17 protein-coding genes are annotated in these 21,679 nt (G+C 36.5%); 14 read left to right on the forward strand and 3 right to left on the reverse strand.

What is annotated here, in order from left to right; genetic code table 11:
* The first annotated feature begins 76 nt into the window (after window positions 1-76).
* From manA to MMB68_RS13930, 6 genes are all read left to right on the forward strand, one after another.
* Window positions 77-1,084, forward strand: coding sequence for a mannose-6-phosphate isomerase, class I (manA, locus tag MMB68_RS13905; protein ID WP_277549089.1), 1,008 nt, complete (start codon window positions 77-79; stop codon window positions 1,082-1,084).
* The gene (locus MMB68_RS13910; protein ID WP_277549090.1) at window positions 1,044-2,804 is read left to right on the forward strand and encodes a phospho-sugar mutase; all 1,761 of its coding nucleotides are present in this window, start codon (window positions 1,044-1,046) and stop codon (window positions 2,802-2,804) included. The genes manA and MMB68_RS13910 overlap by 41 nt, the downstream gene beginning before the upstream one ends.
* A 156-nt stretch (window positions 2,805-2,960) precedes the next feature.
* Window positions 2,961-3,716, forward strand: coding sequence for a YveK family protein (locus tag MMB68_RS13915; RefSeq protein WP_121944605.1), 756 nt, complete (start codon window positions 2,961-2,963; stop codon window positions 3,714-3,716).
* The gene (locus MMB68_RS13920; protein ID WP_155008333.1) at window positions 3,700-4,407 is read left to right on the forward strand and encodes a CpsD/CapB family tyrosine-protein kinase; all 708 of its coding nucleotides are present in this window, start codon (window positions 3,700-3,702) and stop codon (window positions 4,405-4,407) included. The genes MMB68_RS13915 and MMB68_RS13920 overlap by 17 nt, the downstream gene beginning before the upstream one ends.
* Before the next feature lie 443 nt (window positions 4,408-4,850).
* Window positions 4,851-6,134 (forward strand): cellulase family glycosylhydrolase, encoded by a 1,284-nt coding sequence (locus MMB68_RS13925; RefSeq protein ID WP_277549091.1) that lies wholly within the window; start codon window positions 4,851-4,853, stop codon window positions 6,132-6,134.
* 706 nt (window positions 6,135-6,840) lie between these two features.
* A complete protein-coding gene (locus MMB68_RS13930; protein ID WP_252124233.1) occupies window positions 6,841-8,154 on the forward strand; it encodes a hypothetical protein in 1,314 nt (437 codons plus the stop codon).
* A gap of 518 nt (window positions 8,155-8,672) precedes the next feature.
* Here MMB68_RS13930 and MMB68_RS13935 read toward each other — a convergent pair.
* Both MMB68_RS13935 and tagU read right to left on the reverse strand, forming a co-directional pair.
* Window positions 8,673-9,761, reverse strand: a complete 1,089-nt coding sequence (locus MMB68_RS13935) for an acyltransferase family protein (protein ID WP_277549092.1) — start codon at window positions 9,759-9,761, stop codon at window positions 8,673-8,675.
* Between the two features lie 159 nt (window positions 9,762-9,920).
* Window positions 9,921-10,865, reverse strand: coding sequence for a polyisoprenyl-teichoic acid--peptidoglycan teichoic acid transferase TagU (tagU, locus tag MMB68_RS13940; RefSeq protein WP_277549093.1), 945 nt, complete (start codon window positions 10,863-10,865; stop codon window positions 9,921-9,923).
* A 180-nt stretch (window positions 10,866-11,045) separates the two neighbouring features.
* On the opposite strand from tagU, the gene MMB68_RS13945 reads away from it, so the two are divergent.
* The 6 genes from MMB68_RS13945 to MMB68_RS13970 all read left to right on the forward strand — a co-directional run bounded on the left by MMB68_RS13945 (window position 11,046) and on the right by MMB68_RS13970 (window position 18,331).
* On the forward strand, window positions 11,046-11,819 hold the full coding sequence (locus MMB68_RS13945; RefSeq protein ID WP_277549094.1) for an SGNH/GDSL hydrolase family protein: 774 nt from the start codon (window positions 11,046-11,048) through the stop codon (window positions 11,817-11,819).
* A 359-nt stretch (window positions 11,820-12,178) separates the two neighbouring features.
* Entirely contained in the window at window positions 12,179-12,940 is a 762-nt protein-coding gene (locus MMB68_RS13950; protein ID WP_277549095.1) for a tyrosine-protein phosphatase, read from the forward strand.
* Between the two features lie 133 nt (window positions 12,941-13,073).
* The gene (locus MMB68_RS13955; protein WP_277549096.1) at window positions 13,074-13,838 is read left to right on the forward strand and encodes a CpsB/CapC family capsule biosynthesis tyrosine phosphatase; all 765 of its coding nucleotides are present in this window, start codon (window positions 13,074-13,076) and stop codon (window positions 13,836-13,838) included.
* 279 nt (window positions 13,839-14,117) lie between these two features.
* Window positions 14,118-14,885: a tyrosine-protein phosphatase gene (locus tag MMB68_RS13960; RefSeq protein WP_221813102.1), complete on the forward strand. Its 768-nt coding sequence runs from the start codon at window positions 14,118-14,120 to the stop codon at window positions 14,883-14,885.
* A 100-nt stretch (window positions 14,886-14,985) separates the two neighbouring features.
* Window positions 14,986-16,707, forward strand: coding sequence for a pyruvate oxidase (locus MMB68_RS13965; RefSeq protein ID WP_277448287.1), 1,722 nt, complete (start codon window positions 14,986-14,988; stop codon window positions 16,705-16,707).
* 43 nt (window positions 16,708-16,750) lie between these two features.
* Window positions 16,751-18,331 (forward strand): FMN-binding glutamate synthase family protein, encoded by a 1,581-nt coding sequence (locus MMB68_RS13970; RefSeq protein WP_277549097.1) that lies wholly within the window; start codon window positions 16,751-16,753, stop codon window positions 18,329-18,331.
* A 24-nt stretch (window positions 18,332-18,355) separates the two neighbouring features.
* Here the strand turns inward: MMB68_RS13970 and MMB68_RS13975 are convergent, their stop codons facing one another.
* Window positions 18,356-18,982, reverse strand: a complete 627-nt coding sequence (locus tag MMB68_RS13975) for a GntR family transcriptional regulator (protein ID WP_047751465.1) — start codon at window positions 18,980-18,982, stop codon at window positions 18,356-18,358.
* A 293-nt stretch (window positions 18,983-19,275) separates the two neighbouring features.
* Here MMB68_RS13975 and garR point away from each other — a divergent pair, with 293 nt between their 5' ends.
* Together garR and MMB68_RS13985 are read left to right on the forward strand one after the other, a co-directional pair.
* Window positions 19,276-20,178 (forward strand): 2-hydroxy-3-oxopropionate reductase, encoded by a 903-nt coding sequence (gene garR / locus MMB68_RS13980; RefSeq protein WP_277549098.1) that lies wholly within the window; start codon window positions 19,276-19,278, stop codon window positions 20,176-20,178.
* Window positions 20,175-21,614, forward strand: coding sequence for a four-carbon acid sugar kinase family protein (locus tag MMB68_RS13985; RefSeq protein WP_277549099.1), 1,440 nt, complete (start codon window positions 20,175-20,177; stop codon window positions 21,612-21,614). The genes garR and MMB68_RS13985 overlap by 4 nt, the downstream gene beginning before the upstream one ends.
* Window positions 21,615-21,679: the final 65 nt, after the last annotated feature.

The raw sequence follows: 21,679 nt of genomic DNA on the forward strand, positions 1-21,679 counted from the left end.
TCATCTACTCTTTTTTGTTTGGTATTTTTGCTGCTAAAAACGTTATATAAGTAATAATAGAGGAGCTGTACAATCATTGAAACAACCTATTTTTTTACGACCATCATTTCAAGAGAGGATCTGGGGTGGAAATCAGCTAAATAAAAAGTACGGATATACCATTCCATCCTCGAGAACGGGAGAGTGCTGGGCAATTTCTGCTCACCCACATGGTCAAAGTGTTGTAGCATCTGGAAAGTTTGCTGAAAAAAGCTTAGGAGAACTATGGGAAGAACATCCAGATTTATTTGGTCATTTTGAAAGCGATCGTTTTCCTTTGTTAACTAAAATTCTAGATGCAAATGATGATTTATCTGTTCAAGTTCATCCGGATGATGAGTATGCCAATAAGTTTGAAAATGGTGAGCTGGGCAAGACAGAATGCTGGTATATTGTTGACTGCGATGAAGACGCAGATATGATTTTTGGACATCATGCGCAGTCCAAAGAAGAATTTGTTCAGTTAGTGGAAGATGGTAATTGGGAAGGGCTTCTGCAACGAGTCAAAATTAAGCCAGGTGATTTTTTCTACGTTCCAAGCGGTACGATTCACGCTTTGTGTAAAGGAACGCTTGTATTAGAAACTCAGCAAAGTTCAGACACTACATATCGCGTGTACGACTATGATCGCCGAGGAGAAGATGGTAAGCTTCGAGAGCTTCATTTAGATAAAGCAATTGATGTTACTACTGTTCCTCACACTGCAGCTAAAATTGAGCCAGCTATCGCTAAAACAGCTGGGGGAAGCATTACAACATTCGTGGAAGAAGATTATTTCACTCTATATAAATGGGACATTACTAACTCCTTATCACTGACTCAGGAACGCTACTTTACACTAGTAAGTGTGATTAATGGTGAAGGTAAAATAATCTCAGAAGATAAAGAATACTCAATTAAATATGGTGATCATTTTATTATTCCACATGAAATGCATTCATTTACAATTGAAGGACAGGTACAATTAATTGCTTCACAACCAAACAGTAAAGGAGGTCATCGACGTGAGATGGCAAGTACAGCTAGACAAATGGCTAATGTTTGATGATTTGAATGAAGAATTAAAAAAAGAGTTACTTTTAATGGAGAAAAATGAAAAAAAAGCAGAAGATGCATTTTATAAAAACCTAGAATTTGGCACAGGCGGAATGAGAGGAGAGCTTGGACCTGGTACAAATCGTTTAAACATTTATATGGTTCGTAAAGCTACCAAAGGCCTGGCTTCTTATATTGAGGAAAATGGAGGTAGTGCAAAGACACGAGGAGTTGTAGTAGCTTACGACTCTCGTCACAAATCACCTGAATTTGCATTAGAAGTAGCAAAAGTATTAGGGCACCATGGAATTAAAACGTATATTTTTGAAGAGTTGCGTCCTACGCCTGAGCTGTCTTTTGCCGTCCGTTATTTAAATGCATTTGCAGGCATCGTGATTACAGCCAGTCATAACCCTCCAGAATATAACGGATATAAAGTGTACGGAGAAGATGGAGGACAGCTTCCGCCTGCTGCTGCAGATACTATTATTTCTTATGTAAATGCAGTGGAAAACGAGTTATTGATACCAGTAAAAGCAGAACAAGAACTTCTTGCTAGTGAATTATTGACGTATGTTGGCGACGAAGTTGATGCAGCTTATACGGAACAGTTAAAAACAATTCAGTTGAATCGTAAAGTTGTAGAGCAAGCGGGAAAAGATTTGAAAATTGTTTTTACACCTCTACATGGTACTGCCAATAAGCCTGTTCGTGCCGGATTAAAAGCATTTGGTTTTACAAATGTTACGGTTGTAAAGGAACAAGAGCTTCCGGACCCTAACTTCTCAACCGTTAAATCGCCTAACCCTGAAGAGCATGCAGCTTTCGAATTAGCTATTCAATATGGCAAAGAAATTGATGCTGATATCCTAATGGGAACAGATCCAGATGCTGATCGCTTAGGTGTGGCAGTGAAGAATGAAAATGGTGAATATGTAGTACTTACAGGAAACCAAATGGGTGCTTTAATGCTTCACTATTTGTTAACACAAAAGCAAAAACAAAACATTCTTCCAGCAAATGGAGTGGTGGTCAAAACCATTGTAACCTCTGAAATTGGCCGTGCTATTGCTACTAGCTTTGGATTAGAAACAATTGATACATTAACAGGTTTTAAATTTATTGGTGAAAAAATTAATGAATTTGAACAGACAAAAGAGTATCAATTCCAATTTGGCTACGAAGAAAGCTATGGCTATTTAATCGGGGACTTTGTCCGTGATAAAGATGCTGTCCAGTCAGCAGTTTTTGCAGCTGAAGTTGCAGCTTTTTATAAGGCACAAGGGAAATCTCTTTATGAGGGTCTATTAGAGATTTTTGAAAAATACGGATACTACAAAGAATCTCTTTATTCTTTAACGCTTAAAGGAAAAGACGGAGCAGAGCAAATTGAACGAATTTTAACTTCCTTCCGAAATAATCCGCCAACGCAAGTAGCTGATAAGTCTGTGACGTTCATAGAAGATTACCAATCTAGTAAAAAAGTAGATGTAGTTCACAATAGATTAGAAAACATTCACTTACCGAAGTCTAATGTTTTAAAATATTATCTAAACGACGGATCATGGTTTACTGTCCGTCCGTCTGGAACGGAACCTAAAGCTAAATTTTATTTTGCTGTACAAGGTAAAAATCTAGAAGAAAGTCAAAATTTATTGGAAAGACTTCAAACAGAAGTAATAGAATTAGTAGATAGTATAATAAGTAATAAGAATCAACCTGTCACTTAAAAATATGAATTAAGAACTATTCATTAGTTTAGAAAACAGGTAAGTAGTTGTTTTTTTTTAGAGAATTTTATCAGATATTTATAAAATAGTGTAGAAGTTGGATAAAAGTTCTATTATAATGAATAGGAATGAATTTATCTATTATTGGAGGTCAACATGGCAGAAACAATCACGCTGAGAGACTTGTTTCGGACAATTAAAAAGCGTCTGTGGCTTATCGGTATTATTACTTTGATAGCAGCGATAATCAGTAGTGTCTTAAGTTTTTTTATTTTAACACCAACTTATGAAGTGAAAACACAGCTACTGGTGAACCAGGCTAAGTCTGAACAGCAACTCTATAACTCTGGAGAAGTAGAAACAAATATTCAATTAATTAACACATATAACGTTATTATTAAAAGTCCAGCCATACTTGAAAAAGTCAAATCTGAACTTAATTTAGATATGAGTGTTGAAGAATTGAACGAAAAGATAGAAGTTACAAGTGCAAAAGATACTCAAGTAGTAGAAGTACTAGTGACGGATGAATCACCGTACGTAGCAGCTAAAATTGCAAACAAAACAGCACAGGTATTCAAAAGTAAAGTTTCAAAGATTATGAATATCGATAATGTTAGTATTTTAGCACCAGCGGAAGTTAAGGAGAACATATCTCCAGTAAGCCCGAATCCTCCGTTATATATTGGTATCGGAATTGTGTTAGGTCTTATTGTAGGGTTAGGCGTTGTATTTTTAGTTGAACAGCTAGACAACACAGTAAAAACAGAAGATGATATAGAACGTTTATTAGAGTTGCCAATCATGGGCATTGTGGCACCTATTAGTGACACTAACTTGTCTACTAGTAGAAGAGCTCATTCTTCTAGTCGTCAGAGAGTGAGGGGGGAATCCATTGGCTCGCAAAAATAAAAATAACGATAAACTATTGACAGTTCAACGTCGTTTAGTTGCACATAATTCACCAAAATCACCATCGGCCGAACAATATCGTACAATTCGTACAAATATTCAATTCTCTACTTTGGAGGAGGATATTCAGACAATTGTTATGACTTCTTCGGGTCCTGGTGAAGGGAAGTCTACGACCTCTGCTAACTTAGCGATTGTATATGCTCAGCAAGGCAAGAAAGTTCTTTTAGTAGATAGTGATTTACGAAAACCAACTGTACATTATTCTTTTAGATTAGAAAACTACGTTGGTTTTACAAATGTTTTAACAAAACAAGAAACATTATTAAATGCGGTTAAGAAGACAGACGTTCCAGATCTGTTCGTTTTAACAAGTGGCCCAATACCACCTAATCCTTCAGAGCTTCTTGCCTCAGGTTATATGAATGAAGTATTGGAGCAAATGAAAGCTGAATTTGATTTTATTATCTTTGATACGCCACCAACACTGGCAGTTACAGATTCACAAATCCTATCTAACAAAGCCGATGGTACCATCTTAGTAGTAAGTAGTGGCAAGACTAATATGGACGCTGCTAAGAAGGCTAAGGGGTTATTAAGTAATTCTAAAGGTAGATTATTAGGAGTTATTTTAAATAATCGAAAGATGGACAATGATAGCCAATATTACTATTATTATGGTACTAATTAATAAAATCTTGATATTTAGACTCACTTAGTAATTTAAGAAAAGAATAAAATAATCTTTTAGGCTGCCATAACACCAAGTTCTATAGGTGTATGGCAGCCTAATTTTATTTATTGACAGACTCACACACTCTCTCACTTTCTCAACAGACAAGGAGTTATATTTTACGTAGTAGAATCCTTCAGGTTTTAAATTTGATTGGAATGACTCTAATGCCACTAATTTTAACGACCGTACCAGTTCTCAATTGGGTACGACCTTTACTTAATTTAAAAGTCTATAGTTTGGATATAGCAAGTTAAAGGTACTTATAAACTTCTTTAATTATATTTACTGAATCTAGTCAATCAAAAACTATATATAATATCAGCTCAATTGATTTAAACGTAATTATAATAGAAAACATAACAATATAATTATAAAGAAGGTTAAGAAAGAGGGGAAATATGTTAATCAGTAATTTAAAACGGATTTTCAGGAAGAAAATTTTCGTTTTACTGTTAATTTTATTAATAGCTATAACAGGAGTCATCAGTGTTTGGAAACAAAAGCAACAAAATTTCCTAGAATCGCATTATAGCGTGTCTGATGGTTTGGGAGTAAGTATTCATCCAGGATTAAAAGAAGAAGAAATAAAATCTATTGCAGAAGCAGGATTTAAATGGGTAAGAATTGACATTTTTTGGTCTTCGGTTGAAACTAAAAAAGGCATCTATGATTTTAAAGGAACAGGATATGATCAATTAAATAAATCTTTGAAAGAAAATAATATTAAACCCTATTATATTTTAGATTATGGAAACTCCTTATATGAGCAAGATAGGTCTGTTAGTACTAGCGAAGGAAGAGAAGCATTTGCGAAATTTGTGAAAGCTACAGTTACAAGGTATGGTAATCAAAAAGGTATTTGGGAAATATGGAATGAGCCGAACATAGAGAAGTTTTGGAGTCCACAGCCTAGTGAACTTAATTACGCTCTTTTAGTTAAAAAAGTAGCACCAGTAATCAAAAAAAATGATAAAGGTTCAACTATTGTAGCACCTGCACTTGCAGGTATTAATAAACAGTCTTTAATATGGATGCAGAATACGTTGGATCAAGGAATATTGCCTTACATCGATGCGGTATCCGTTCACCCTTACCAATATGATAATCCTGAAAATGTTATTGACCAATACCAAGAATTAAGAAGTTTAATAAAACAATATAGTAAAGAAGATGTACCAATAATATCAGGCGAGTGGGGATATTCACTATCTAATACAAAAAATCAAAAGTCTATTACTGAAATGCAACAGGCAGAATATATAGCCAGAATGAATTTAGTAAATAGCTTAGAAAAGATACCAGTAAGTATATGGTATGATTGGAAAAACGATGGAGGAGACCCAAATAACAGAGAACATAACTTTGGTATTAACTCTTATTATTCAACTCCTAAATTAAGCTATTTATCTATTCAAACCTTATCCAGAACTTTAGAGGGATATCGTTTTTCGAAGAAAATTAAAACTCAAAACCCCAATGACTATATCTTGGAATTTTTAAAAGGAAATAAGAAAAAGGCTATTGTTTATTGGACAACTGAAAATAGTCATCACACAACTATACCTTTAAAAGATGGCAAAGCTATAAAAATTTCAATGCTTGGAATTAAGCAGCAAGTCGAATTGAAAAAAAAGATGGGTTTAAACCTTCTTACAAGTCCTACTTATTTAATGATTGAATAGCAAGAAGGTGTATTTTTTGGTTAAAGAGGGCTGTTATCAGCTCTTTTTTTGGTTCATAAAAAAGTCCGTGTATACATAGCAATTATTGTTTCACATATCATTGGTTAGGCTTTAGAGTTTAATGACAACTGCGGTATTAATTAATGTGCTGAAGATCGCTATAAGGTGCTGGAAAACCCTTAAAAAGCATACGTTGTGTGTTTAATTTAAAGAAGTGTTATCAGAGAGGTTGCCGCTCGCTTAGTAACCTAATCCAATATCTAGCTTATTACTAGTAATGAGTTAATTTCAGCTAATGAGGATGCAAAACACATTGAATGAAATGCAGTGAGGACAATGAAATTCTATGTAGCAGAGAACTCTTACACATCGGCTTGAGAAATATCTCTGTGCATCCATAAATGTCACTGCTTTCAGAAGTAATTAACAAGGGAATACAAGACGAGTGTACAGTTTAATTAATGCTAAGAATTAGGTTTTGGATGCTTAGAAAGCATTACATAACTGAATGAATAAGAAGTTATATCACTGTTCGAGTGCATGTAGGGCGTTAAAACCTTAATAAGCTTATACACGTACAGGGTTAGTTCTTTAGTATCATTTATTTAGATAGAAAGTAGGCGTTAAATAGTATAGAGTTGAAAAAATGATTGGTATTTCCAATTGTGAATTAGTATAATAAGTCTAGTTAAGGAGGAAAAAAACATTGCAAAACATGTCTAATTCAAAACCATTAATTTACTTTTTTCTCGTATTTATATCTTTTTATGGAACAATTGCCGTATTTTTTGATAATACAATATTTAAGATATCCAAAGATATTATTTTGATATTTATTGTGTTAAGTTTTCTATTTTCATTTTTTACCCGTAAGGGATTTGAAAAACAAACATTTTCTATTATTTCTATGCTTGTCATTTTCAGTTGTATAAGTGCAATAGGTCTGTTTGGAAATTCCAGTGGATATTCTTCCACTGATTTTGTATATGGAGTTAAAACTACTATATTCCCAATGCTGGGCTTATTAATAGGTATCTCGCTTCGTGAAGCTAAAGTTAACATTGTTAAGCCTTTGTATATTGTTTTCTTCCTAATTATTATCGTGTGGTTCCTACAACGGATGTTGGGAGTTGAATCACTCATGTCTATGGGATTTGAATATGGGGTGAACGTTAAAACGTTTAATGGAAATTTACGTCTTCCTTCACTTGTAGGGACACCAGATGGTTATGCTTTTCTACTAAGTTTAATAGGAATTCTTATAGACTGGGATTTAACAAAACGCGGAAAAAAGAAGCTTGCAATTTTGTTTAAGGTACTTACGCTAGTTTTCTTACTGTTGGCTACAATCAGATCGGCAATTATCTTCTGGCTAATCTATCAGCTAATTACTACTCTTCGTTCGTTCGCTAAGTTACCTAGAAGTTACGGATATACGGTTCTAGGTTTATTAATGTTTTTAATAATACCTGTTGTTTTAGGCGGTACATACATTTTTACAAATACAACTTTAGGTAGCGTTTCATCTACACAGGATAGACTTTCACACTGGGGTGACAATTTGTCACCGTTGTTCAGCCACCAGGGCTTGTATGGCGAGGGGATTGGTTCAGTTGGTGCAGCAAGCGTTTCTACAGCTGCATTGAATACAATGGAAAAAAGCTATGCAGTAGATAATCAATTCTTTGCTATCTATGAGCAGATGGGGATTTCTGGGGTCATTCTATTATTTTTATTATTTCTAACTTTAATGATTGGATGCCTGAATGCTAATCGGACAGGACTGGAAAATAACGCTAATGCTTTAATAATAGCCTTAGGCATATCTTCAATGTTCACAAATTGCCTTGAAATGTATCCTTTCAACATAATTCTTTGGATACAAATTGGAATGGCTTATCGAAATTCTTATTCAATCAATTATGAATTGGGCGTAACAAATAAAGAGAAAAAACCTCGAATTAAGTTTCGTTTGTTTGAAACACCAGAGCAAAAGGTACAAAAGCAATTAAAATTTTAATTTGATGAAATAATATCAATAAAAAGCTAACCTTTTAGGCTGCCATATCACCAAATTCTAGAGGTGCGTGGCAGCCTTATTTTATTGATGAACCGTTCTCTCTTTCTCAAAAGACATAGAGAGATTTTTACAAATCGGAAGTCTTCAGGTTTTAAATTTAAATGTAGCTATTCTATTGCTGCATTGTCCCCATGCATGGTTTTCTCTTCGCAACATATTACTTACTACAGTCTTTTCTTTTGTGGAAATTTGGTGCGTGCGCATAGGAAGTATAGTTAACATACGTTGTACGTTGCCTCTTCCGATTCTGTTTTGATGAAATGACATCCCGTTTTAGATGTATTGTTTCGAGGATCATTGGCTCCTTTTTAGTTCCTACTTGCATGCATTTGAACAACTAATCTTGCCTATACAAAAACACCTCCGAACAAGTACTTTGTTTAAGGGTACTTATTCGGAGGTGTTTTATAATGTTTCATTTAAATAGGTTAGCCTATTTAGCGAATAACTATTAGTATTTAAACAGCTTTTGGGTGATTAGATGTTCTATTATTTTGTTTTCTTCCTATTTTTAAAATATTACCTACAAGGTATTTACCAAATGGGAATTTATTAATCACAGTAGCTAAAATAATAGAACCGGTGATACTTAATATTAATAAATATAAAGTATATGTAATCATATTCATATGAGGTAACGGTTTAATAGTATATAAGAACATCATATGTAATAGGTAAATGTTAAAAGAATAATTGCTTATTAGAACAATAAAACTTGGAGCAAGTTTTATCTTTCCAGTTAAGTAAAAAATTAAGCAGATGATAGCTGTTGTATAAATTGGTATATCAGGTCTTTTAGAGGATGAATCAGGAAGTATTCCAACTAATTTTAGTCCTACTACCATACAATAAGCAACGACAGCAAAAAGTAAAATAATCTTTCCGTTTCTGTTCAACCAAAGTTTGAAAGCTTCGAAATCTTTACCTATATAATATCCTAAAGTAAAATAAAAAATCCATCCAATAGCTAATAGCCAATAACCTCTTTCCCAAATGTAGTCATGGAATGGAATTGCTTGAATAGGCTGTACAAATTTAAAAAAGGATAAATAAAGAACGTTTACTATTAGTGAAACAGGCAGTATGACTTTCGGAGATGCTTTTTCTAAATACTTTGGTACAAACATGTGAAGTAAATAAAACTGCAAAATTAACAAGATAAACCAAGCTACATAGTCACCAATTAAAATATTCTTTAATGATTCAACGATAAAAGATTTTAAGGTGATAGAGGCACCCAGCTCAAAGAAAGTATAAATAATTCCCATAAAGATGAAAGGTGTGATCAAAAACTTTACTCTTTTCTTTAAAAAACCTTTTGGCACACCTGAGGGATATGCTTTAGCTAATAAAAATTCTGAAATGAAAACGAATGACGGCGTTCCAAATAATGCAGCCGCATAAAACAAATGCAGAAAATAAACCATCGGGGTATTTTCACCTATAAAGTAGTAATCGATTCCTTTCTGAATGGAATGGATAGTTACAACTGCCAAACATGCGAGGGCTCTTAACCAAAAAATTTCATTTACTAATTTCTTTTTCATATAAACCTCCAATTTAATTAATAACTAGACTATTGTACGACATATTTGAAAAATATTTGGGAATAATAGGGGTGTTTTCAATCGAAATCCAACTATGTATAAGCAAGCAAAAATAAGTGAAAAAGTGAAAGAACTGACGCTTCTTTCACTTTTTATGTACTATTTAAGATTTAATTGTTCTTTTAACATACTAGATAATTTTTCTCGTTCGGAGTCAGAAACAATATAGTAATAAATTCCATTCATTTTTGTTCCTTTACCATCAATTTGTATTTGTTCTAAGTCTTTACGAGCCTCTTTATAATTAGACTGAATATCTTTCATTTCATCAAATGTTAAATTCGTTCTTACATTATTACCGATTGCATCAAGAATATGACCGTAGTTAGCCAAAGACTTTACGCTTGCACCTTCTTCAATAACAGCTTGAATGATTTGTCGCTGTCTTTCTTGGCGTCCAAAATCTCCTCGTGGATCTTGATATCGCATACGGGTATAAAGTAAAGCTTTATCACCATCTAAATTTAGCGTGCCTTTTGAATAATGAACACCATCGATATCAAAGGCAAAAGGATTATTGACAGTAATGCCATCTACAGCATCCACAATATCTCTAAAACCTTCCATATTGACTTGTACATAGTAATCAATAGGTACATTAAGGAAATTTTCTACAGTTTTAACAGACATATCTATGCCGCCAAAAGCATACGCATGATTAATTTTATCCTCTTTGCCCTTACCAATAATTTCAGTGCGCGTGTCACGAGGAATACTAACCATTTTTACTTTGTTAGTTGTAGGGTTAACGGTCATTAGAATAAGGGAATCAGATCGTCCTCGATCGGCACCACGCTGATCTACTCCCATTAGTAAGATGGAAATAGGATCCTTTTTTTCTAAACTTACTTGAGTGGAACGCTTGTCAGAAACTGATCTACTTAGTGGTTCATGTGTTTTGTTAAATGTATTGGCAACTGAATTATAAACAGAAAAGCCGTAGATGCCTACTCCGATAATAAGTAGCAAAATAATACCTAAAGCTATTTTAAATCCTTTTTTCTTTTTCTTTCTGCGCTTCTTACGCTTACGTTCTTCTTCCATTCTCACTCTTCCTTTACAAGAAATTTGTTGCTGATAATGTCAAGACTTTTAACATGTGATAAAAGACACAATCATTCTTCCATTCTACCAAAAAAAATGACAAAATTAATCATTTTTTATAAAAAATTTCTCGAATTATATTATAATGAATAAATAAACAAAATAGTAAGGAGATTATTTATGAAAGTATGGATTAATATTATTGCTATTATCACTCTGATCGCTACTATAGTAGTAGGTAAGATGTACTGGAGTGAGAAAGTTGAGGCAGAAGGTGCTGCTCGTCCAACTGCAGTTGGTAGTTCATCGGTTCCTGCTTCTTCAAACGACTGGAAAAGCTATACGAAGAACCTTCCCACATCTATTGTAGAAAAATTGGAGAAGGCAAAGAAAACTGGAAAACCAATTAAGTTGCTTGTTGTAGGCTCACAAGATACCTCAACGGACTCAGGAGCATGGCCTGCTCAGCTAGAGAAAAAGTTGAATGATACATATGGATCTGCAGTAGAAGTTGAAGTTCAAGAATATAAAGATAAAAATTCACTTGAGTTTATACGTGAAAAACTCTATGAAAAGGTTATTGAAGTCAAGCCAGATATACTTTTATTTGAGCCATTTTTAGCTAATGATAATGGAACAGTGGGTATTACAAATACGCTTGATAATATCAGTCTAATCATGACTCATATCAATGAGAATGTAGACGATTTAGTAACGATTATTCAGCCGTCTCATCCCATTTATCACGCAACTAATTATCCAAAAGAGGCAGAGCAATTAAAGGCATTTGCTAAGAAAAATGAGTATGAATATATCAATCATTGGTCACAATGGCCAAACAGTGATTCTGAAAGCTTGTTGAACTATTTGACTGCAGACAAGACAGCGCCAAGTGAAAAAGGAAATACAGCGTGGGCAAAAGCTCTAGAAATTTATTTCACCAATAGTAAATGAAAAAGACTGTCTATCTAGACAGTCTTTTTTTTGTGATATTATATAAAATTTAAAAAATAAAATTGAAGTTTTTTGATAGAAAATATATTATATAAATATAAAGTGTTTGTTACATCGAACAATATTTCGATCTAACGAACAATTCTTCTTAATGAAGGATATTTGATGAAAAGCTAATAAATCAAAAGTCTTAATTTAAGCAAACTTTTCAACATCTTTTTTGTTCTTTTCGCACTTTAATTTGAATATTTCACATGCATAAGCCTTTGGAATGGTATATTTTGTTAAAGTTACATCTTTTTAATTCTCTTCTTTTATTTTACTATTAAGTATATCTATATAATAAGAGGAGAGTTTTTATGGTTGATATTCACACTTTTGTTTTACCTAACTTTAGTAAGGGACCAAAAGATAAGGATACATTTATACATATAGCTAAAATGCTTGTCAAACAAGGCGTTACCCATGCGGTAGCCACACCCACTATTAATAGCGAAGTATCAATTGAGACTAAAGAAGGTATTCTTAATCAAATTGATATTGTTAATCGCCACTTAAATGAACTATCAATCCCCTTGAAAATTCTTCCTGGACAAAAAGTTCGTTCATCTAGACAAATTTTAAGTTTATACACAGAAAGCTTGACTATTAACAATACAAACAAGTATTTAATGATAGATTTTACTGAAGAAGGCTCTGTTACTCAGTTTGACGATATTATTTATAAAATCCAATTAAACGAAGTGGTGCCTATTATTAGTGAACCGGAAATGTGTTCTTTTATCTTAGATAATCCTCAAAAGCTATATCAGTTTGTAAAGAATGGAGCAATTATTCAATTATCGGCCGCTAGCATTTTAGGCCAAAATGGCCGTAAAGCAAAGCAAGCTGCTTTTCAATTTATAGAGCATGGTCTTGTTCACGTTATTGCATCAGGGGTGACAGCTCAAACATTTAATACATACGGATTGCAGCGAGCTTATGAAGTGTTATTTAAACGCTACGGAAGTCGAACGGTCTATATGCTGAAAGAAAATGCAGAATCGATTATTCGAGGAGAAGCGTTAATTAAAGAACGTCCTGAACGAATCAAACAAGCAAAGTTTTTAGGAATATTTTAAGAAAGAGAACTTCAATGAAAATTGAGGTTCTTTTTTTATGAGATAATGGTTGAAAATAGAAAAAATAGAGTAGGAATTGGTATAATAATCGTAGAATATTACAAGTAAGTCAAATTTTAAGGGGGCTAGTAGAATGATTGATTTGTATACACATTTGTTGTTAAATGTAGGACAAGGTCCCAAAAGTGAAAGTGTATTTACAGAAATGGCTAAAAAGCTTGTGGATCAAGGTGTTAAAACTGCAGTTGTTGCGCCATGTAATAACGGAAGCGGCAGGATGCACCCAAAAGATATTAGAACGTATATACAACAAGCTAACGAACTGTTAAGCAGTAAATTTATACCTTTGCATTTAATAGGCGCTCAAGAAGTAATGGCTAGTTCAGACGTACCCATTCAATATGACAATCATGAGCTTATGACAGTCAATGAAAACAACAAATATTTATATTTGCGTTTGCCACCTCAAGGATTTCAATTTGATATAGAAACGCTTGTATATGATCTTCAATTATCAGGACTGATTCCAGTTTTCCTTCATCCAGAAAAATATCCATCATTTCAAGAAAACACTAATTCCTTATACAAAATTGCTAAGCAAGGAGCTGTCCTTTTAGCAGACGCCCAAAGCTTTTTGGGAATGAATAGCCGCAAAACAAAGAAAGTGGCTTTTCAACTGTTAGATCATGGTTTATGTCATGCAATTAGCTCAAGTGCAAATCCTTTTACATATCAAAAAGCTTCTTTAGCTAAAGTATATGATGTAATTAGTCATCAATACGGAGAAGCACTTAGAGATACCTTGATAGAAAACGCTCAAGCTATTGTCACTGGATACTCTATTCTAAAAGATGAGCCTGAACGCATCAAAAAAACAAAATTTCTAGGAATCTTTTAACTTTTCCCTTTGTACCCTGATTAACTTCTGTTTAATCAGGGTATTTGCATACAAAGACCTATTTCAATCCCTTCTTTTATCATCATTATTTGGAGTTATTTTACAAATTATGTTTGCGTTTTCACATAGAGTGATAGTAAAATATTGTTAGTTAAGTAGATGACAGGAAAGTACGCGGTTTTCCGGGGTTCGTGGTGGTAAATGTCGAGAAGAATACATAGTTTCACACGAGAAATCGTCGTAGAATAGAGCTATACAAAACGCAGGGAGGGAAATAAAGTGATTGATATTCATACGTACATATTGCCTAATATCGATAGCGGACCTGAGGAAGTAGACGGCTTTTTGAAGATGGCACGCTCCTTAGCGGATCAAGGCGTTCAGTCCGTTGTGGCGACGCCGCTTTATGATAGCGATCAAGAATTTATGAAACACCATTTATTTCTCTATGTGAATGCAGCTAATGAATGGCTCACAAATTCATGTGTTCCTCTACAAGTATTACCAGGTCAGCTTGTCCCTTTATCGCCTCAGCTTCTGCGAAACTATGAGCGAAATCAGCTTCTTACACTTAATCACACCGATAAATATTTGTTTCTTTCACTGCCTGAATATGATATCTCACCTTATTTTGAAAAAACGCTGTATGATCTTCTCACAAAAGGCGTTGTGCCTATTCTACGTTCACCAGAATGTCATCCGATTTTCCGAGATCACCCTGAGCGTTTGTATGAGCTTGTTAAAAAAGGCGTACTCGTTCAGCTAAGCGCCGCTAGTATTCTCGGTTTAAACGGAAAAAAAGAAAGAAAAGCGGCGTGTATGTTTATTAAATACCGCTTAGCCCACGTGATTGCCTCTGGCGTTCATGCTCGCAATTACCACGACTATTCACTTTCAAAAGCGTATGATTACATTTCCGATATGTACGGTGCGTCAGAACTTTATTTTTTTATTGAAAATGCAGAGGCGATTATCGACGGTCGTCCGGTTCATCAATTAGAGCCTGAGCCAATGAAAAAATTTAGTTTATTTAAATTATTTAGCTGAAAACAAGGGACTTTTCCATAAAAACGGGAAAGTCCCTTGTTTTGTCTTTCTTTCATTGTGGTATGGAATAGAAACAAAGTTAAAGAAAGGAAGGCTGAATATGATAAAAACTACAGCTGGAAAAGCAGCTATGTCCGTGTTAAAAGAATGGAAGATCGATCACATTTTCGGTATGCCGGGAGATTCAATTAATCATTTTATGGACAATCTGCGCAGTGAAAAAGATGAAATTGAGTTTATTCAAGTCCGTCATGAGGAAGTAGGCGCACTTGCGGCATCTTCTTACGCTAAAATCACGGGTAAAATCGGCGTGTGTCTATCAATTGGAGGGCCGGGTGCGATTCATCTGTTAAACGGCTTATATGATGCCAAAGCAGACGGTGCACCGGTGCTAGTGCTAGCCGGACAGGTGCCACGTGCAAAGCTTGGCAATGAATCATTTCAAGAAGTGAATTTAGAACGTGTTTTTGACGATGTGTCGGTGTTTAATCACCGCGTAGACTCGCCTGAATCATTTCCGCATCTGCTTCAGCAAGCGATTCGAACGGCTTATGCGAAAAAAGGCGTTGCGGTTCTAGTTATTCCAGATGATATTCCGTCTTCAACGATTAAAATTGATGAAAAAACGCCAATTGCTAATGTATCAAAATCCATTTCTCACAGTGACCCAGAAGATGTAGCTAAAGCGCTTCTAGCCATTAAATATGCGAAAAAACCGGTTATTTTAGCAGGAACGGGTGCAAAGCATGCGAAGCTTGAGTTAGCACAGTTTGCGGAAAAAATCGCGGCGCCGATTATCTTTACGCTTCCGGGTAAAGGAATACTGCCTGATCATCATCCTTATAACCTCGGTCAGCTCGGGCAGATTGGGACAAAGCCGGCGTATGAAGCAATGGAAGAAACCGATTTGTTAATTATGATTGGAACTTCGTTTCCATACCGTGAGTTTTTACCAGATGGAGTCGAAGCAATACAGCTAGATTCCGATGCCACACAAATTGGCAGACGCTATCCTGTATCGATTGGATTAGTCGGAGACTCGAAAACGACGCTGTCGCAGCTTGCGCATAATTTAGATTATCAAGAAAACCGCCGTTTCTTAGAAGAGTGTCAAGTTAATATGGAAAACTGGTGGAAGCACGTAGAAAAAGAAGAAAATGAAGTGAGTACGCCAATCAAGCCGCAGCAAGTCATTCCTAAGCTGCAAAAAATCGTAGATGATGATGCGATTGTATCTGTTGATGTCGGGAACGTGACGGTATGGATGGCGAGACATTTCCGCATGACGAATCAAAAATTTGTCATTTCCAGCTGGCTGGCAACGATGGGCTGCGGACTTCCGGCTGCGATTGCAGGAAAGCTTGCCCATCCGGAAAAACAATCGGTAGCCGTGTGCGGTGACGGAGGCTTTACGATGGTCATGCAAGATTTTGTGACGGCTGTGAAGTACAAGCTGCCAATTGTGGTCGTCGTCCTTAATAACAGTGAAATCGGCATGATTAAATATGAACAAGCCATCCAAGGTCACTTAGATTACCAAACGCAGCTTGGTGAAATGAACTTTGCGAAGTTCGCTGAATCGTGCGGAGGGATTGGCTACCGCGTTGAAAAACACGAAGAGCTCGAAACAGCATTTGAAAAAGCAGCGCTTGCGAATGTTCCTGTTGTGATTGATGTCGTTATTGCGGATGAACCGCCGCTTCCAGGCAAAATTTCATTTGGACAAGCAGCGAATTATTCAAAGCACATCATGAAAAAATTCTTTAAAGAACATGAGCTCGAAATGCCGCCGCTTCGAAAAGGGCTAAGCAGAATGCTTTAATCAGTGACTCTCCGTATAGGAGAGTCTTTTTAGGAGGGATATCATGGGAGTGTTTGAAATCATTTTACTTATTTTTGGTGCGGTAATGATGCTTGTGATTGTAGTGCCGGTTATTATCGCTATTATTCTTTGGATGAAAGATGAAAAACAAGAAGAGCATTCCGTGCTTAGAAACTATCCGCTGCTCGGGAAGATGCGCTATATTTTTGAGAAAATGGGGCCTGAACTGCGTCAGTATTTATTTTTAAATAATAACGAAGGCAAGCCGTTTTCTAGAAATCAATACGAGCAAACCGTTAAGTCAGGTAAGTACTTGAACCGAATGATGGGGTTTGGCTCAGAACGTGATTTTAGCGAACCAGGCTACTATATTCGAAACGCGGTGTTTCCAAAGCAGCGTGACGAAATGAAAGCGGATAATACGCCAAAAATTAAAACGAAAGTATATAAAATGGACGCTGATAACTTATTCAGCCGAAGAGAGCACCGAGAAGAAAAAGAAGCGGATCCGTTTTATTTGCGGGATGAAGAGGCGGTCGTTATAGGTCCTTCATGTAAAAATCCGTTTGTTGTAAAAGGATTAATCGGTCAATCAGGCATGAGCTTTGGAGCGCTTGGTGACCATGCGATTACCGCTTTATCACTAGGGTTAGGACGAGCAGGCGGCACGTGGATGAACACGGGAGAAGGAGGCCTTTCACCGTATCATTTAAAAGGAAACGTCGATATCATTTTTCAAATTGGTCCCGGGCTTTTTGGCGTTCGGACAAAAGAAGGCGAATTTTCCTGGGAAGCATTTAAAAAGAAAAGTGAAATGAAGCAAATCAAAGCGTTTGAAATTAAGCTTGACCAAGGAGCCAAAACGCGAGGCGGTCACGTAGACGGTTCAAAAGTAACGGAAGAAATCGCCGAAATTCGCAACTTAAAGCCAGGAGAATCGGTAGACAGTCCAAACCGCTTTAAAGAGTTTGCGTCGTATCCTGAAATGTTCCAGTTTATTGAAAAACTTCGAGACGTAGGCGGCAAGCCAGTAGGCATTAAAATGGTTGTCGGAAACACAAATGATCTTGAAGAAATGGCGGCGTATATGAAAGAGACGGGAAGCGGTCCTGATTTTATTACGATCGACGGAGCAGAAGGCGGAACAGGCGCATCATTTCAAGAATTAGCGGACGGAGCGGGCGTACCGCTGTTTTCAGGACTTCCTTTTGTGGATGAACTGCTTAAAAAATATGGCGTTCGTGATGAAGTAAAGCTTTTTGCATCGGGCAAGCTGTTAACGGCAGATAAAATTGCGACGGCTTTATCGCTGGGTGCTGACTGCGTTAATATTGCCAGAGGCTTTATGTTTTCTGTCGGCTGTATTCAAGCGCAGGTTTGTCACAATAACCGTTGTCCAGTAGGCGTAGCCACAACAGATCCAAAGCTGCAAAAAGCGCTTATTATTGAAGAAAAGTCATACCGCGTGTGCAACTACGTGCTGTCATTACGTGAAGGATTGTTTAATTTAGCCGCAGCAGCCGGTATTGATTCGCCAACGAAGTTTTCAAAGAAACACGTGGTGTTCAAAAACAGCAGCGGACAGTTAGCTGATATTTCTATAAAAGAAAAGATGTACGTATAAAAAAGCTGCCGATTGGCAGCTTTTTTATTGTCTTCGCTGAAGCAAATGCAGGCAAAATTCTAAGTCTTTTTGAAGATGCTCTTGCATTAACGCCTCGGCTTTTTCAGCATTGCGTTCTTTAATAGCGTTATAAATGTCTTCGTGTTCGTCAATTAAAAACGGGCGGTTGTAAAATACGACCGTATGACGGAATAAGTAAATGATGGACTGCATGCGGTCGATGATATTAATCATTACGTCATTGTTGCTTGCGTTCACAATAATGGCGTGGAAACGTTCATTCGCGCTCATAATTTCTTCAAACGAGCCGTTTCTTCCGATGTCTACGCATTCCTTTAATTCTTCTAATTCGTTATCAGACAAAAAAGTCGCCGCAGCTTTAGAAGCTGAGCCTTCTAGCAGCATTCGCACTTCAAACAAGTTGCGTAAGTCTTTTTCTGTCGGCGACACCACTTTTTTTCGAACAATCAGTCCTTCATATTCTAAGCGTCTAATGGAATCACGAATCGGCGTTCGGCTAAATCCAAGCTCGCTCGCTAATTTTTCTTCGACGATTTTTGTACCGCCTTCAAGCTCACCGTTTAAAATTTTATCTCGAATCATCTCATAAGAAGGGTGATGAGACGAACGAGAACCTTGATTTCTTAACATACTCTACTTCACCTCTAGCATTGGACACGAGGAAATCTCGTCTCTTTCTCTCTTTATTTTTTATCATTTTGTACGTGTATACCCAAATCATACTATAACTTGTGAAAAGGTGGGACGGAAAGTTTCGGTTTTGGAAATAAATTTCATTTAAAAAAAGGCTAGACAAATAAATAAAATGCGAATATGATGAGTGTATACAAAATTATCAGAAATGTATACAAAAAATATTTTAACGTATACATTCTTTTTTAAAACGTATTTGAAAACGTATACAACAAGGGGAGGAAACGAAAATGACAAAACGCGTTGGATTTATTGGACTTGGAATTATGGGAAAACCGATGACACTCAATTTATTAAAAGCAGGTTTTGAGGTAACGGTTTACGATATTAATAAATCAGCAGTAGAAGAAGTGAAAGCAGCAGGAGGATTTGGAGCAGAAAGCCTTGCTGAAGTTGCAGTGAACAGCGACGTGATGATCACGATGCTTCCGGCTTCACATCATGTAAAAAGCGTAGTGCTTGGAGAAGAAGGGTTAATTCATAGCGCCAAAGAAGGAAGCGTTATCATCGATATGAGTTCCATTTCACCGGTAGCATCAAAAGAAATTGCGGCTGAACTTGCACAAAAAGGAATTCACATGCTAGACGCTCCGGTTAGCGGAGGAGAGCCAAAAGCAATTGACGGCACGCTTGCGATTATGGTCGGAGGAAACGAACACATCTTTGAAAGCGTTTCACCTATCCTTCATGCGATGGGAGCAGAAGTAACGCTTGTTGGTGATAATGGAAGCGGCGTAACAGCTAAGCTTGCAAACCAGGTAATTGTAAACTTAAACATTGCAGCGATGTCGGAAGCACTTGTACTAGCAGCCAAAGCAGGCATTGACGTTGAAAAAATGTATCAAGCAATTCGCGGCGGGTTAGCTGGAAGCGCTGTATTAGATGCAAAAGTGCCGCTTATTTTAGACCGCAACTTTGTAGCAGGCGGACGCATTGATATTAACTTAAAAGATATGACAAACGTGATGGAAACGGCTCATGACATTGGCGTACCGCTTCCTCTTTCAAGTCAGCTTGTGGAAATTTTCCACGCGTTAAAAGTAGACGGAAAAGCAAGCGATGATCACGGCGGAATTGTACAGTATTATGAAAAATTAGCAAACGTTGAAGTGAAAAAGAAGGTGGAAGCATGATTAAACAACAAGAAAAACGTCTTGTAAGCGATGTGTTTAAAAACATTCCAGCGGTCGACGAAGCACTTGTACAAAAAATGCTCGACGATGAGCTTCTGACGTTCAATCAAAAAATCATCGTACTGGATGATGATCCAACGGGCGTTCAAACGGTTAACGGTATTTCCGTCTATACAGACTGGAGCAAAGAGAGCATCAAGCAAGGGTTTTTAGAAGAAAACTCCATGTTTTTTATTCTAACAAATTCACGCGGATTTACCGCTTCTGAAACGGAAAAAGCACACGAAGACATTGCTGCTGTTATTACAGAGGTGGCGGCTGAAGTAGATAAAGAGTTTTTAATTATCAGCAGAGGTGATTCCACTCTTCGCGGTCACTATCCGTTAGAAACAGAAGTGTTAAAGAAAACGGTTGAACAGCATTCCAATCAAGTGCTTGACGGTGAAGTTATTTTTCCTTTCTTTAAAGAAGGCGGACGATTCACAGTTGATAACATTCACTATGTGCAAGATGAAGACTACTTAGTGCCGGCAGGAGAAACGGAATTTGCAAAAGACCGTACGTTTGGCTACAGTAACTCTCATTTAGGCGAGTGGGTAGAAGAAAAGTCAGAAGGGAAATTTAAAGCAAGTCATACGACATATATTTCGCTTGGGAGCATCCGTGCACTTGATTTAGTGACGATTACAAATCAGTTAATGGAAGTGAAAGACTTTAACAAAGTAGTTGTGAATGCAGTGGATTACGTGGACGTAAAAGTTGTGACGATTGCGCTTCTTCGCGCGATGAAGCTTGGAAAGCACTTTATGTATCGAAGCGCTGCAGCTCTAACAAAAGTAATGGGCGGCGTCAGTGACAAAGACCTTTTAACAAAAGAAGAGCTCGTTAAAGAAAAATCGTCAAACGGCGGATTAATTATGGTTGGTTCACATGTTAAAAAAACAACAGAGCAGTTAGAAGAATTAAAGAAATGCAGCTTCATTGAATTTATTGAATTTGATTGTCATCTTGTCTTAGAACCTGAAAAGTTTGAAGAAGAAGTGAATCGTATTATCAATGAAGCAGAGAAGCTTATTTCACGAGGTCAAACGGTAGCTGTGTATACAAGACGCGAGCGCTTAGATCTTGGCGAAGGCAAAAAAGAAGAAGAGCTCAAATTATCGGTGAAAATTTCAGATGCGGTTACAAGCATTGTTCGCCGCTTAAACGTTCGTCCAAACTTTATCGTTGCAAAAGGCGGCATTACATCAAGTGATATTGGCGTAAACGGCTTATCCGTAAAGCGCGCGACGGTTGCTGGACAAATCAAGCCGGGCATTCCGGTATGGGTAACGGGAGAGGAAAGCAAGTTTCCAGGCATTGCGTACATCATTTTCCCTGGGAACGTCGGAGCCAAAACAACGCTTCGTGAAACGGTTGAGTTATTAAGTAAATAGAAAGAAGTGAACGTACGATGTGCGTTCGCTTTAGAAAATATTTGAAAGCGTATACATTATTTGGA

Source organism: Priestia sp. Y58, assembly GCF_029522095.1.
Lineage (GTDB): Bacteria > Bacillota > Bacilli > Bacillales > Bacillaceae_H > Priestia > Priestia megaterium_E.